Source organism: Mycobacterium sp. NGS45 (assembly GCF_059812645.1).
Genome location: NZ_JCALDB010000016.1, coordinates 24,285 through 38,729, shown reverse-complemented (window position 1 = coordinate 38,729; position 14,445 = coordinate 24,285). Strand labels below are relative to the sequence as shown.

Below are 14,445 nucleotides of genomic sequence, written 5' to 3'. Positions count from 1 at the left end.
GCCGCACACGTCAGCCGGCAGACTCCGGCCGGTTTGCCGCGGCCCGAACCTGGGAATCCGTCCTGCACACAGTTCGGTTGGAGGTCGGGTTTCTTGGTGGTCAGCTCAATCCGCGCACTGAGCGCCGTCGCTGTACTCATTTCGTCGGCCCTGGTGGCGTTTCCCGCTGCGCCGAGCGCCGCGGCCGAGCCCTGCCCGGACGTCAGCGTGGTGTTCGCACGCGGAACCTTCGAGCCGCCCGGCATTGGTGGCACCGGCCAGGCGTTCGTCGATGCGCTGCGCACCCGGCTACCGGACAAGTCGGTCGAGGTACGGCCCGTGCAGTACCCGGCGACCCTGGACTTCACCCGCGCCGTCGACGGTGTGGTGGACGCCAGCAACACTGTGCGCGACATCGCGGCCACCTGCCCCGACACCGAAATGGTGCTGGGTGGTTTCTCCCAGGGCGCGGCCGTGATCGCCTATCTGACCTCCGACACGGTCCCCGCCGACTATCCGCTGCCGCCGGGCATCACCGGACCGCTGTCGGACTCGATCGCCGAGAACGTCGCCGCGGTCGCGCTGTTCGGCAAACCGACCAACGGCTTCATCAACATGGTCGATTCCACTGCTCCGCCGATCACCATCGGCTCGCTCTACGCACCCAAGACGATCGAATTGTGCAACGCGGGTGACCCGGTCTGCTCGAGTGGTGGTGATTGGGCACTGCACGACGTCTACGCCGGCAACGGGATGCCGGGTCAGGGCGCGGACTTCGTCGCCGCCCGCCTATCCGGGGTCGAGACCCACCGCGAACCGTTCAACTGAGCAGGTTCGCGCGCAATCCGTGCAACGACGGATGCCTGGGATGTGTGATGCTGGCCGGGCTATGTCATTCACCAACGAGACGGCGGCCCATAACGACGCGTCCGGCCCCGCCGAAGCGAGCACGCCATGACCATGCCGGTGGGTGCGGTGGTGTCCGGATACCGGATCGAGCGCGTCCTCGGCGCCGGCGGCATGGGCACGGTGTACCTCGCGCAGCACCCCAGCCTGCCGCGCAGCGTCGCACTCAAGGTGCTCTCGGCCGAGTTGTCCGCCGATCCGCAGTTCGCTGCGCGCTTTCAGCGGGAGGCCGACCTGGCTGCCCGACTCGATCACCCCAACGTGGTGCAGGTTTACAGCCGGGGCCGGGCCGAGGACGGGCGGCTGTGGATCGCCATGCAGTTCGTCGACGGTAGCGACGCCGGCGATGTGCTCGAGGAGCACGGCCCGATGCACCCGGCGCGCGCGGTGTACATCACCGATCAGGTGGGCAAGGCATTGGACTACGCGCACTCCCAGCAGCTGCTGCACCGGGACGTGAAGCCGGCCAACTTCCTGCTGTCCGGCCAGCCGGGCCCCGACGAGCGCGTGCTGTTGGCCGACTTCGGTATCGCCCGAGCTCTCGATGAAGCCCAGAAGCTCACAGCGACCGGCGCTTTGGTCGCGACGGTGGCCTACGCCTCGCCGGAAGCCGTCGAAGGCAAGGCGCTCGACCACCGGGCCGACCTGTACTCATTGGGCTGCTCGCTGTACCGGATGCTGACCGACCGCCCGCCGTACGCCGACGCCGGCGCGATGTCCGCGGTGATGATGGCGCACGTATTACGCCCGCCGCCCCGGCCCACCGAGGTGGCCGACTGGTTGCCGCCGGCCTTCGACGACGTGATCGCGCGGGCGATGGCCAAGGATCCGGCCGCCCGCTACCAGAGTGCGCGGGAGTTGGCCGCCGCCGCCCGGGCTGCCCTGGACGGCCGAACGCTCCCGGCACCCCGACCTGGCCCGCCCGCGCCTGCCCAGCCCGATCCGACGTCGCCGTGGCCGTCGTCCGCTTCGGGCCCGACCGCACCTGAACCGCCGCGATCGCCCGCCTACGCCGAACCCGCGGCCGGCTCGACGCAGGACTACCCGAGCGGCTACTACACCGCGGCGGCCCAGCTGCCGACAGCGGAACCTGTTCCGGCGCAGGCATCTTCGCGGCGCAAGTGGTGGCTGGTCGGCGCAGCCGCTGCGGTCGTGGTCGCGCTGGTGGCCGCCGGCGTGGTGCTGTTGCTCGGCGGTGAACGTGGCGGGGGCACGCCGGCCCCCTACACCGCGCAAACGTTCACCCACAGCTTCGGTTCCACCGCGGTGAACACCCGACCCACCGCGGTGGCGGCGCTCAGCACCGGCGACGCCGACGTCGCACTGTCACTGGGCGTGCAGCCGACGGCGATCGTCGCCCCGGCCGGGCAGCTGCCCAGCTGGCTGGCCGAACTGGTGCACGGTTCTCCGGCCGTGCTGGCCCGAGCCGACGTCGACGCCGTCCGCGCCGCCCATCCCGACCTGATTCTGGACACCGGTCCCGGTCTCACCGAACAGGTCTATGACCAACTCGCCGACGTGGCGCCCACCATCAGCCGGCCCGATGCCGACGAACCGATCACCCGAGAACACCGGTTGGAGTGGCTCGGCGAGATCCTCGGTGAGCAGTCCCGGGCAGCCGCGCTCGAACAGGAACTGAACACGGCCCGCAGTTCGGTGCTCGTCGACCACAACAATCTCGCGGGCAAGTCGGTCACCGTGTTCATCTACTCCGACTCCGGATTGTCGGTCGCCGTGGAGGGCTCACCGGCCACCGGCTATCTGGCCGGTCTGGGCTTCGGCTACAACGACAAGTTGGGCCCCGACAGTGCCGGCGCGACCGAGATGGAGCTCTCCGACACCACCTACCTGCCGAGAACCGACGTCGCTGTGGTGCTGCGCACCGACGCGGATGCCGGCGGCGGCGGATACGGCGGGCTCCCGGACCGGCTGCGATCTGCAGCCGAGACCTTGGTCGTGGTCGACGATCCCGACACGGTGGCCGCACTGCTGAGCGCCGGTCCGGCGGCCACCCGGTTCCTCAACGACAACCTGGTTCCAAAGCTGGCCCAGCGCATCGGGTGAGATCGGCCAACACATCAAATCAGTGCGCCGCACCGGCGGTCAGCAACCGTAAACTCATCCGAATGCCGCAGGCTAACCGCACACCGACCGCCAACCGACTGCCGGTTTCGGCCCTGATCGTGCCGCTGGCAGCCACGTTGACGCTGCTTTCCGGCTGTTCGGCGACGGTGCTGTCGGGCACCGCCCAGCGCGACCCGGGCATCGCCGCCGACGCCGTCATCCCGGCGCTGCTGGATCCCGGCAACTATCCGACCGAACCCGCCGCGCCGCTCGGCACCGCGGGCGCCGAGGGGAACCTGGTCGAGGGGCGCCGGATGGCCGATTTCCTGGTGATGCCATCCCAGGTGGATCCCAAGCTGACCCAGATCAACGCGTCCTACACCGGCCCGATCCGGAATGAGGAGCGGGTCTCGCTGGCCGTCCACGAAACACCCGCTGCCGGTGCCGTCGGGCACAACCTGGTCGCCGGGTTCTCGGTGATCGCGGTCAACGTCGGGCAGGTCAACCTCTGGCTCAAGAACACCTCGATGCGGTTCGCCACGCCCGAGGACGCCCAGGCGGCGTTCGACGACATGGTGGGACGGACCGCAACCGTCGCCGCGGGACTGCCCGACGAGCCACCGGTTTCCACACAGCCCGTCTCGGTTCCCGGGCATCCCGACTCCCGCGCCGTCACCTGGAAGAACTCGACGAGCTCGGAGGTCGAGGCGGTGATGTCGTTCACGCTGCGCGGACCGTACGTGCTCTACCAGCAGGCTGAAGCCCAGGCCGGTGTGGACGCCGCCACCGACCTGGTCGCCAAGACGCTGGACAAGCAGCTGCCGATGATCGACACCTTCGAACCCACCCCGGTGGATGAGCTGGCCAACCTCCCGCTGGACCCGGACGGGTTGCTGGCTCGCACCCTGCCGGCGCCCGAGAAGGAACGCATGATCACGCACGGTGTCTACGGCCCGCAGGGGATCCTGGCCTTCTCCAGTACGCCGGTCGAGGACGAGAAACTGCTCGCGGAGGCGGGCATGACGACCGCCGCGCGGGCCGGCGCCACCAACATCGAGGTCCGGGATGCTGCCGCGGCCGCCCAACTCGTTGATGAGTTCGCCGCAGCGACCGAAGCCCAGGGTCTGATACCGGTGGACGGTGTCCCGGGGCTGCCCGGCGCCCAGTGCCTGGAGACCAAGCCGTCGGAGCTTTCCAAGGTGGTCTACGCGTACTGCGTCGGGTCCGCAGACAACGTCACCTTCCAGGTGTCGAGCAGCCCGACCGAGGCCGCGCGCCAGATGGCGGCCGCGCAGTACCTGATGCTGACCAACAGCAAATAACCCAATCTCCTTCCACCCCAGCACGGGAGTAACCATGAGCAACCCGTCCGATCCGGACTCCTCCGAGGGCCAGCAGCCGCCGAACCCGGCCGACTCCGAGCAGGCCACCCAGCAGGTGCCCACCTGGCGCCCCGAGTCCGCGCCGCCGCCCGGCCAATTCGGTTATGCGCCGCCGCCGACCACCGACTACTACCCACCGGGTGCACCCCCGCCGGGCGGGCCGGTCGCACCGCCCGGGCCGCAGGGCTACCCGCCGCCGTCGGAGGAGAGCACCCGGGTGGCTGCGTCGGCGCCCTACCCAGGCCCCAGCTACGGCAGCTGGCCACAGCCCGGCTCCCAGCCGCCGCCGGCCCCGGCCCCGGCGGCGCAGGAACAGACCACCGGCTTTCCCGGCGCGAACACTCCGGTCGCCGCGCAACGTGGCCGGCGCCGCAAACTGGTGATCGGCGGAGTGCTACTGGCCGTCGCCGCGATCGCGGTGGCGGGGTTCCTGATCGCCGCACTGGTCACGCCCGGGTTCCTGAAGAAGTCCGAACTCGACGTCAACGCCGTCAATGCCGGGGTCGAGCAGGTCCTGACCGGCGCCGACGGTTTCGAACTCAGCAACGTCAGCGAAGTCAACTGCAACGGCGGGGTCAATCCGCCTGCCACGCCGGATTCGACGTTCTCCTGCGAAGCCACCATCAACGGGACCAAGTACACCGTGCCGGTCAAGGTTGCCGACGAGGACGGCACCTACCTGGTCGGTGTCCCGGCCTGATCTCCCCAGCATGACCGACCAACCCCGCGACGCCGGTGCGCCCGCCGGTGCCGGCAACCGCTATGTTGACCACGTGGCAGAGACCCCGATCGGTGTCGGCTCAGTGGTGTCCGGCTACCGGGTCGAACGTGTCCTGGGATCCGGCGGCATGGGGACGGTCTTCGCAGTCGCCGACCGCGCCCTGCCCCGACTGGTCGCGCTCAAGGTGATGCCCGCGGAGCTTTCCGCGGATGCCGAGTTCCGCGCGCGCTTCCAGCGCGAGGCAGACATCGCCGCACGCCTGGACCATCCCAACATCGTGTCGGTGTACGACCGTGGCGAGACGCCGGACGGTCGACTCTGGATCGCCATGCAGATGGTCACCGGCACCGACGCCGACGCCGCACTGCGTTCCGGTGCCGTCACACCGCACCGTGCCGTGCACATCATCGGCGAGGTGGCCAAGGCGCTGGACTATGCGCACTCCCAGCAGGTCCTGCACCGCGACATCAAACCGGCCAATTTCCTGCTCTCCGGCCCGGTCGGTCCGGACGAGCGAGTTCTGCTGGGCGATTTCGGCATTGCCCGGGCCTACGACGACGCGGGGATGACCGCCACCAATGCGGTGCTGGCCACCATGGCCTACGCCTCGCCGGAGTCACTCGAAGGCCGACCCGTCGACTACCGCTCGGACCTGTACTCGCTGGGTTGTGCGCTGTATCAACTGGTGACCGGTCAGACTCCCTACGGCGACGTGCAGGGGATGGCGGCCCAGGCGATGGCGCATCTGCGCCGGCCGGTCCCGCGGCCCAGCGCCATCTCCCCGGCGTTCGCTCCGTTCGATCCGGTGATCGCCACCGCGATGGCCAAGGATCCGGCCCATCGCTTCCGGTCCGCCCGCGACCTGGCCGGCGCGGCCGCGGCCGCGCTGCAGCACTACGCGGCCGCCGAAGGCCGGTCGGGGACCTCGGAGCAGCCGACCGTGGTGGCCCAGAGCCTGCAACCGGCACAGCAGAACTGGCCACCGGCGCAGGCGCATCACGCTGCGCCGCCGCCACCTCAGGCAACGCCGAGCCCGGATGCCGCACCGGCCGGCTCGGGTAAGAAACGTGGTCAGGTGTGGGCCGCACTGGCCGGCGTCGTCGTCCTGGTGGTCGGTGGCGGTGTTGCCGCCGCGCTCACGCTAGGGGGTGATGACAGCTCCGAAACCGCTGCAGCCACCACGACCACCACACCGGTCGCACAGACCACCACAACGACTTCGGCCGCGCCGACCACCCCCGCGCGGGCCAATCTCAGCGTGGACCAATTGCCCGATCTGCTGCTGGGCGCAGACCAGATCAGCGCGAAGATGCCGATGGAGATGACACTCAAGACAAGTGTCGAGAAATTCGACACCACGGACGCCTCCGAGAACGCCCGCTGCACACCGCTGACCTATCCAGTCGTGGACCAGACCTATCAGGACTCAGGCTCGACCGGCGTCTACGCCCAGGTCCTCACGCCCACCGACGGCGGCAAGGGCGGCGTAGCCCAGGGCGTGGTGCTGTTCGACTCACCCACCGCTGCCCAGGAGCAGGTCGCCCGGCAGTCTCAGCTGTGGCCCAGCTGCGCGGGTCAGACCGTCAGCCTGAACATGCCCGGCAAACAGGAGTCCTGGTTGCTGGGCGCCGCCGAGACCAAAGACGGTGTGCTGACCGCCACGAATTCCATGCAAGGCTCCACCACGCGCTGCCAGCGCGCGATGACTGCCGTCCGCAACGTCGTCGTCGACGTCATGGCCTGCGCGCCCGAAATCGGGGAGCAGGCCCGCGACATCGCCGATGCCATCGTCATCGGCGTGCACATCTGAGGCGTCGGCGCCCTACGCCTGCAACGATTTCCTGCACAGCGATGTCTCCAGCAACCAGTAGGCTCAGCTGCGAGATGCTCTTCCGTACCTGCGACTGTCCCGTCGCCATGTCTGTTCCCGCGAGGTTGCCATGACCCTGCCTGTCGGCGCCCACATCGCGGGCTACCAGGTCGAGCGGGTGCTGGGCGCCGGCGGTATGGGCACGGTCTATCTGGCCCAGCACCCCAGCCTGCCGCGCCACGACGCGGTCAAGGTGCTGTACACCGAACTGTCCGCCGACCCACACTTCCGGGCCCGTTTCATGCGCGAAGCCGACCTGGCCGCCGGTATGGACCACCCCAACGTGGTACGGATCTTCACCCGCGGCGAGACCGACGACGGCCGGCTGTGGATCGCGATGCAGTACGTCCCGGGCCACGACGCCGGCGAGGACCTCGACGAGCACGGGCCGATGCATCCCGAACGCGCCGTGCACGTCATCACCCAGATCGGCAAGGCGCTGGACTACGCGCACGCCAAACAACTGCTGCATCGCGACGTCAAACCGGCAAACTTTCTGCTCACCGGTCCGGTCGGGCCCGACGAACGCGCCCTGCTCGCCGACTTCGGCATCGCCCGCGCCCTCGACGACGCCCAACGCCTCACCGCGACCGGCTCCATGGTCGCCACCGTCGCCTACACCTCACCGGAATCCGTCGAGGGCCGGCCGCTGGATCACCGCTCGGATCTGTACTCCCTGGGCTGCGCGCTGTTCCGGCTGCTGACCAACCGGACACCGTTCGAAGGTGCCGGCCCGATGTCGGCGATCATGATGGCGCACGTGCTGCGCCCACCACCGCGGCCCACCGAGATCGCGCCGTGGCTGCCCGCCGGCTTCGACACCGTGATCGCCACCGCCCTGGCCAAGGACCCGGCCGCGCGGTATCAGAGTGCGCAGGAACTGGCGGCCGCGGCTGCCACCGCCCTGCAAGGCGCCGAACCGGCGGCACCCATCCCAGGGCCACCGGCCGCGCACATGGCAGCCGGCGGGCCGGACCCCCTCACCTATCCGACCGGCAATTACCACCCGCCGACCGAGGACGGTTCGGCAACCAAACGGCGCTCGCGTCGATGGCTGCTGGCCGGGGCCGCGGTGGCTGCGGTCGCCGCGGTGGTCGCCGGACTGGTGGTCAGCACTGGTGACGCCGACACCGCGCCCTATCAGGCGCAGACCTTCGAGCATGAGTTCGGTTCCACCACCCTCGACGCCCGGCCATCTTCCGTTGCGGCGCTGACGACCATCGACGCCGACGCGGTGCTGTCCCTGGGCGTCCAGCCGGTCGCGTTGACCATTCCAACCGGGAACCTGCCGGACTGGCTGCAAGCCATGGTGCACGGCTCCCCGACGGTCTTGGCCGACCAGAACGTCCAGCCGGTCCGGGACGTCGAGCCCGGCGTCATCATCGACTCCTCGTCCACCCTGACTCAGCAGGTTTACGACCAGCTCGCGGAGATCGCCCCCACCATCGCGCGACCGGCCGGCGATGACCCGTTCACGTCGGCGCGGCGGCTGGCCTGGGTCGCGCGGGTGGTGGGCGAAGAAGCCAAGGCCGAGGCGTTGCAGAACGACATCGACACCGAATTGGCCAAGGCCCGCCGGGAGAACCCCGAATTCGCCGGCAAGGAGATCACCATCTTCATCCTTTCCGACGCCGGACTGTCCGCTGCGCTGCCCGGATCGCCTGCGGTGCGCTATATCACCGATTTGGGTTTCACCTACCACCCGAAGCTGGAGGCGGACCCCGACGGCGCCTTCGAGAAACCGATGGACCAAGTGATCATCCAAGACAGCGAGGTGGCCCTGGTGCTGCGGACCGACCAGGCCGCCGGCAATGGCGGCTGGGATGGTCTGCAGTCCAGCTTCAGCTACCACGACGGCGAGGTGGTCATCATCGATGACTGGAACTCCGTCAGCGCCATGCTCAGCGGTGGGCCGGCGGCCACCCGCTACCTCAACGAACAGCTGGTCCCCTACCTCGCGGAGCGGATCCGATGAGGCCGGCCGCCATCCGGCACCTGACCGTGGCGCCCCTGATCCTGGCCCTGCTGGCCGGCTGCTCCAGCACCGTGACCGGCACCGCCGAACGCGACCCGCGCGTCGACGACGCCACCGCGGTGACCGCGCAATTGAACCCAGGCAACTTCCCCACCAAACCGAGCGCACCGCTGGGCGCCGCCGGTGACACCGGCAAGCTGGTCGAAGCACACCGGATGTTCGATGCGGTGGTGCTGCCGTCGATGGTCGATCCGACACTGAACCAGCATTGGGCGACCAAGGTCTTCAAGAACGCCGACGTGGTCAAGAGCGAACTCGGTTCGATCCTGGGTGACGGCTCGAGCGCGCACAATTTCATCTCCGGCACCTACGTGGCCTCCTATAGCGGGCCGAACACCGCACCGACCGCCGCGCTGCAGAACTCGCTACTGCGGTTCGCCACCCCGGCGGACGCCGAAGCCGCGGCTGCCGACATGCTGGGCCGTTCCGGCAGCATCTCGCAGGCTTATCCCGATGAGACCAACCCCACCCACCCGGTCGACATCCCCGGGTATCCGGACGCGCACGCGGTCAGCTACCGGATGTCGAGCGCCGCTTCGGACCGGGTGCAGACCTTCATCGCCCGCGGGCCGTTCGTGGTGGCCTTGGAGACTCAGGCGGCGACCGGCACCGAGGCTGCAGCCCAGTTGGCAGCCAAAGCCCTGGATCAGCAGCTGCCGAAGCTGGACGGCTTCACCCCGACCGCAGCAGATCAGATCGCTGCGCTGCCGCTGGACCCGGACGGACTGCTGGCCCGCACCATCCCGGAGGCTGCCGACAGTAGGACCGTGTACGGCGGCAGCTACAGCGCGCGCGGGATCCTCGCGCTCATCGAAGATCCACTCGAGATCGAACCGGTGATCACCGAGGTCGGTTTGAAGGCAGCAGCGATGGGTCGCACCACGACGTACCAGGCGCGTGACGCCGCGGGTGCGGGCCGGCTGGTCGAGGAGTGGTCCGAGCCTGCAGAAGGCGAATCGCCGGCCGATCCGGTTCCCGGCCTGCCCGACTCCCAGTGTCGGCAGAAGACCGGCGAATTACTGCTCGGTACCAAGATCACCTGCGTAGCCGCGGCCGGCGACGTCGCGTTCTATTTCGACGCCCCCAAGGAAGAGTTGGTGCACCAGGTCATGGCCGCGCAGTACCTGATGCTGACCGCCGAATGAATCACCAGGGGCCACGATGACCAACCCAGCCGAAGCCGACAACGCAGCCGAATCCAACGCCGCAGCCGAATCCAACGCCGCAGCCCCGGCACCTGCTGCGCCGTCGTCGGCCGAGCCCGAGCACACCACCGAAGTACTGCAGGTACGGGCACCCGATCCCACCGTGGATCACCCGCGCTCGGTACCGACCGGCAACTACCCGCCACCGCGGACCGACCAGACCACCCGCACCTTCCCGCATCGACCCGGTTCGGCTCCGGCGTACGGGAACTGGCCCCCTGCGCCCTCATCCGCACCGCCACCAGGAGATCCGTCGCCACAGCGCAGGGGCCGGGCGTTACTGATATTCGTCGGTTCGGTGGCAGTGCTCGCGGTGGCCGCGGTGCTGATCACCGGACTCTGGAAGCCTGGCTTCCTGCGCAGCACCCACCTGGATGTCAACGCGGTCCAAGACGGCGTCCAGCAGGTACTCACCCGTGCCGAGGACGGATACGGCCTGGCCAGGGTCAGCAATGTGCGGTGCAACAACGGCGTCGACCCGGTGATCCGCGCCGGTGCCACCTTCGACTGCGAAGCCATCGTCAATCGGGTCAAGAAGACCGTGCCGATCACCTTCGCCGACGACTCCGGGACCTACTGGGTGGGCGTGCCCGGTTGACAGCTATGTTTCGAACATGACGGGGGCACCCATTGGCGTCGGCTCGGTGATCGCCGGATACCGGATCCGGCGCGTCCTCGGCTCCGGCGGGATGGGCACGGTGTACGCGGTCGATGATCCCGCGCTGCCCCGGTTGGACGCGCTCAAGGTGATGCCCGCCGAGATGTCGGCCGACCACACATTCCGGGCCCGGTTCCTACGGGAAGCCGATATCGCAGCCCAACTGGATCATCCCAACATCGTGTCGGTCTACGACCGCGGCGAAGCACCGGACGGCCGGCTCTGGATCGCCATGCAGTTCATCGAGGGCAGCGACGCCGACGCGGCACTGCGCACCGGCACCATGACCCCGCAGCGCGCCGTGCACATCATCGGCGAAGTCGCCAAAGCGCTGGACTACGCGCACTCCCGACAGGTCCTGCACCGGGACGTCAAACCGGCCAACTTCCTGCTGTCCGGAGCGGCCGGCCCCGACGAACGGGTGCTGCTCGGCGATTTCGGCATCGCGCGCGCCGGCGACGACGTCGGGCAGACCGCGGCCAATGCCGCCCTGGGCACCATCGCCTACACCGCTCCCGAGGTGGTGGACGACCGGCCGATCGACCACCGGTCCGACATCTACTCGCTGGGCTGCGCGCTGTACCACCTGCTGACCGGCCGACCGCCGTATTCCGAAGTGCCCGGGATAGCAGCTCAGGCGATGGCACATCTGCACCGGCCGCCGCCCCAGCCCAGTCAACTCGACCCGCGGCTGCGGGCCTTCGACCCAGTGATCGGCACCGCGATGGCCAAGGATCCGGCCCACCGGTTCCGGTCCGCGCGCGAGTTGGCGGCCGCTGCGGCGGGCGCGCTGCAAAACGATGGCGCGGGTAGCGCATCGATTCCGGCAGAGCCCCGACGGCGGCGGCGCCTCCTGGTACCCGCCCTGGTCACGGTGGCCGTGCTGATCACGGGCGGAGTCACGGCCGCGCTCACACTGCGGCCCGAGCCGGCCCCCACCACGCCGGCCGCGGCGCCCAGCGCACCCGCGTCGGCCCGGGTCATCGGCAAGGACGAGTTGGCCGGTCTGCTGCTGTCCCCCGAGCAGATCAGTGCGGTGATGGAGCAACCCACCATCGCCACAGACGACCCCGCAGCGGGCTTGTTCTCCGACAACCTCCAGTTCGAAAAGTCGCGTTGGGGCAACAACTGTGTCGGCGCGGTGTTCCCGCTCGAGCGAGACAGCTACAAGACCGCCAGCCCGATCGGCACCTATTCGCAGCAGTTGGAACCCGCCGACTCCGACATTCGCAGCGGGGGTGTGGCGCAAGGCCTGGTGGCGTTCCCGTCCGCCGAAGCGGCCCGAGCCCACGTCGACCGACAGGCCCAGGCCTGGCCCGGCTGCGCCGGCGATACCACCACTATCGAACCCGACGACGGCGGTCCCGCCACGGTATGGACTCTGGGTACCTCGCAGTACTCGGACGGCCTGCTGACGGTGGTGAACACCACCGTGAAGGGAGACTTGACCGGCCGGTGTCAGCGGGCCGTGACCGCGGCCGAGAATGTTGTCATCGATGTGCTGGCCTGCAAGACCACCGAGACCAGCGGGAACACCGAACAGGCTGCGGACATCGCCCGCAAGATCGTGGCCAAGCTTCAGACCAACTAGCCGAAACCTGTTCAGCGCCAGGCGAATACCGGTTGCTCGAGCTGGTCTACCGGATCGGAGCGACCTTCCAGGACCAGCCAACGCAGCTGCAGCAGTACCGCTCCGGTGGGGGCGTGGATCAGGTCGTTGCCCAGTGGAATCTGCACGACCGGCCGCGGGCTCTCCGGGATGTTCAGGAACCGCGGCGAGTCCTCGCGTTGCAACTGGTGCAGGCCCACCCGGTAGACCGCGACCACCTCGTCGGGTTGCGGCCGCAGCTCCAGTCGGCCGCCGCCCCAGATCACCACCGGCGTCATGATGTAGCCCGACCGGGTCGGGTAGTCGTCGAGCAGGCCCAGCACCGACGAGCCGGGCAGATCGACACCGACCTCTTCGTGCAATTCGCGTAGTGCGGCGTCCACCACGGTCTCGCCCGGATCCAGCCGGCCACCCGGCAGCGCCCACTGAGCGGAATGCGCTCTGAGCCGGGAGGTTCTGCGGCACAACAGGAATGCCGCACCGCCGGACACTCCGACCATGCGGCCGTCCAGGTCTTCGGGCATCGGCCGGTCACCGATCCACTCGTCCACTGGGGCTGGGTCGACGCGGTCTTCGCCGAGCCCCGAGTCCACCAGCACGACGGCGACGGCCGCGTGCCGCTTGGCCGGGTCGGTCACGGTGCGCCGGTCATGCCCGGCCAGGTGGGTCCGGACCCGTTTCTCGAGCTCATCGTCGTAGCGGATGGTCACCCATCGACCATAAGCAGCCCGGTCGCCGCTGCGGCAATCGGTATCAGTCCGCGGGTCGCGCGGCATCTGGATCGGCGGGAATCGGACCGGCTTCGTAGTCGCGAGGTTGCCCGCGTAACAGCAGGAACAGCGCACCGCCCAGGAACGCCGCGCTGCCGGCGAAGATCAGGAAGCCGTCAAAGCTGTCGCTGCCGACCAAAGAGCGGCTCAGGATTCCCGCGCCGATCGCCGAGGAGACCCCGATGGCCGCTGACAGGATGCTGAGCACACTGCTGTAGATGCCCAGGTCGAATTTGCGCGCCACCAGGTAGGCGATCACATCGCCTTCGGCGCCCCAGGCCGCGCCCAGACAGCAGACTGCGAGCACCAGCACCGCGAAGTGGTCCCAGTCCGAGGCCAGCAGTAGGCAACCGAGGCCGGGCAGCGCCATCGCCGCCGCGGCGACCGCGTGCGGCGGCAACCGGTCCAGCGCCACGCCGCAGACGAACCGGCCGATGATGACGGCCACGGCGAAGATCGACACCAGCACCGCCACCTTCTCGGCACTGCCCAGCGAATCGCCGAGCACCACACCGAGTTGGGTGGTGGTCACCGAGTGGTACAGGTTGCACAGCAGCACCGCAGCCAGCAGCACCCAGAACACCCGGTTGCGGGCGATCGCGCGGTAGTCGGCGCCCGCATCCGACCGCGTCCGGGTGCGTTCGGTGCCGTCGTCGGCCGGCAGCAGCAGCAACGCGACGGCGCCGATCACCGCGATGGTCAGCGCGATCGCCACACAGCCGGCGCGCCAGCCGTAGGCCCGGTTGACCGCGTCCAACGCCGGCACCCCGAGTGCCCCCAGCAGCGGCGGGCCGGAGATCGCAATCGCCAGACCGAGACCGCGAGCCTGCTGGAACCGGGTCGCCACGATCCGGCTGTAGATGGCCGGGGTGGTGGAGACCCCGAACACGATGATGGCGGTGGTGATCGCGAAGAACTGCCAGATCGGGCCGGACATCAAGGCATACCCGAGCCAGCCGGCGGGCATGCCGATCACCCCCACCACCGCGACCCGCCGCACACCCACCACGTCGGTCAGCCGGCCGTAGAACGGCAGGAACACGAACGTCAGCAAGGTGATCACACCGATCAGCGCGAAGTCCGACCGGTTCCACCCGAACGCCGCCAGGAACTGCGGCGCCATCGCGGCATTGGTGTAGGCGCTCAGGCTCAGGCCTGCGCTCAGGCCGGCGGTGGCCGCCGCCAGGGCGCGCCAGTTGCTGCGCAGCTCGGACAGATAGCTCATGCCTTCGGTGCCTCGGGTCGC

Annotated in this window: 11 protein-coding genes; 9 read left to right on the top strand and 2 right to left on the bottom strand. The window is 69.2% G+C overall.

The window, feature by feature from the left end; all coding sequences use genetic code 11:
* Positions 1–96 precede the first annotated feature (96 nt).
* From AC5Y3P_RS15555 to AC5Y3P_RS15515, 9 genes are all read left to right on the top strand, one after another.
* Complete coding sequence (locus AC5Y3P_RS15555; protein WP_500046815.1) at positions 97–807, top strand: cutinase family protein; 711 nt, start codon at positions 97–99, stop codon at positions 805–807.
* 126 nt (positions 808–933) lie between these two features.
* The gene (locus AC5Y3P_RS15550) at positions 934–2,949 is read left to right on the top strand and encodes a serine/threonine-protein kinase (protein ID WP_500046814.1); all 2,016 of its coding nucleotides are present in this window, start codon (positions 934–936) and stop codon (positions 2,947–2,949) included.
* 62 nt (positions 2,950–3,011) lie between these two features.
* Entirely contained in the window at positions 3,012–4,271 is a 1,260-nt protein-coding gene (locus AC5Y3P_RS15545) for a DUF7373 family lipoprotein (protein WP_500046813.1), read from the top strand.
* Between the two features lie 34 nt (positions 4,272–4,305).
* Positions 4,306–5,031, top strand: coding sequence for a DUF4333 domain-containing protein (locus AC5Y3P_RS15540; protein ID WP_500046812.1), 726 nt, complete (start codon positions 4,306–4,308; stop codon positions 5,029–5,031).
* 10 nt (positions 5,032–5,041) lie between these two features.
* Complete coding sequence (locus AC5Y3P_RS15535; protein ID WP_500046811.1) at positions 5,042–6,862, top strand: serine/threonine-protein kinase PknH/PknJ; 1,821 nt, start codon at positions 5,042–5,044, stop codon at positions 6,860–6,862.
* Positions 6,863–6,992: 130 nt separating this feature from the next.
* Positions 6,993–8,897: a serine/threonine-protein kinase gene (locus AC5Y3P_RS15530; protein WP_500046810.1), complete on the top strand. Its 1,905-nt coding sequence runs from the start codon at positions 6,993–6,995 to the stop codon at positions 8,895–8,897.
* Positions 8,894–10,102 (top strand): DUF7373 family lipoprotein, encoded by a 1,209-nt coding sequence (locus AC5Y3P_RS15525; RefSeq protein ID WP_500046809.1) that lies wholly within the window; start codon positions 8,894–8,896, stop codon positions 10,100–10,102. The genes AC5Y3P_RS15530 and AC5Y3P_RS15525 overlap by 4 nt, the downstream gene beginning before the upstream one ends.
* A 16-nt stretch (positions 10,103–10,118) precedes the next feature.
* Entirely contained in the window at positions 10,119–10,760 is a 642-nt protein-coding gene (locus tag AC5Y3P_RS15520; protein ID WP_500046808.1) for a DUF4333 domain-containing protein, read from the top strand.
* Positions 10,761–10,776: 16 nt separating this feature from the next.
* Positions 10,777–12,411 carry a serine/threonine-protein kinase PknH/PknJ gene (locus tag AC5Y3P_RS15515; RefSeq protein WP_500046807.1) on the top strand — a complete coding sequence of 545 codons (1,635 nt, stop codon included), beginning with the start codon at positions 10,777–10,779 and terminating at the stop codon, positions 12,409–12,411.
* 11 nt (positions 12,412–12,422) lie between these two features.
* Here the strand turns inward: AC5Y3P_RS15515 and AC5Y3P_RS15510 are convergent, their stop codons facing one another.
* Entirely contained in the window at positions 12,423–13,139 is a 717-nt protein-coding gene (locus AC5Y3P_RS15510) for an NUDIX hydrolase (RefSeq protein ID WP_500046806.1), read from the bottom strand.
* Between the two features lie 43 nt (positions 13,140–13,182).
* Entirely contained in the window at positions 13,183–14,424 is a 1,242-nt protein-coding gene (locus AC5Y3P_RS15505) for an MFS transporter (protein ID WP_500046805.1), read from the bottom strand.
* Positions 14,425–14,445: the final 21 nt, after the last annotated feature.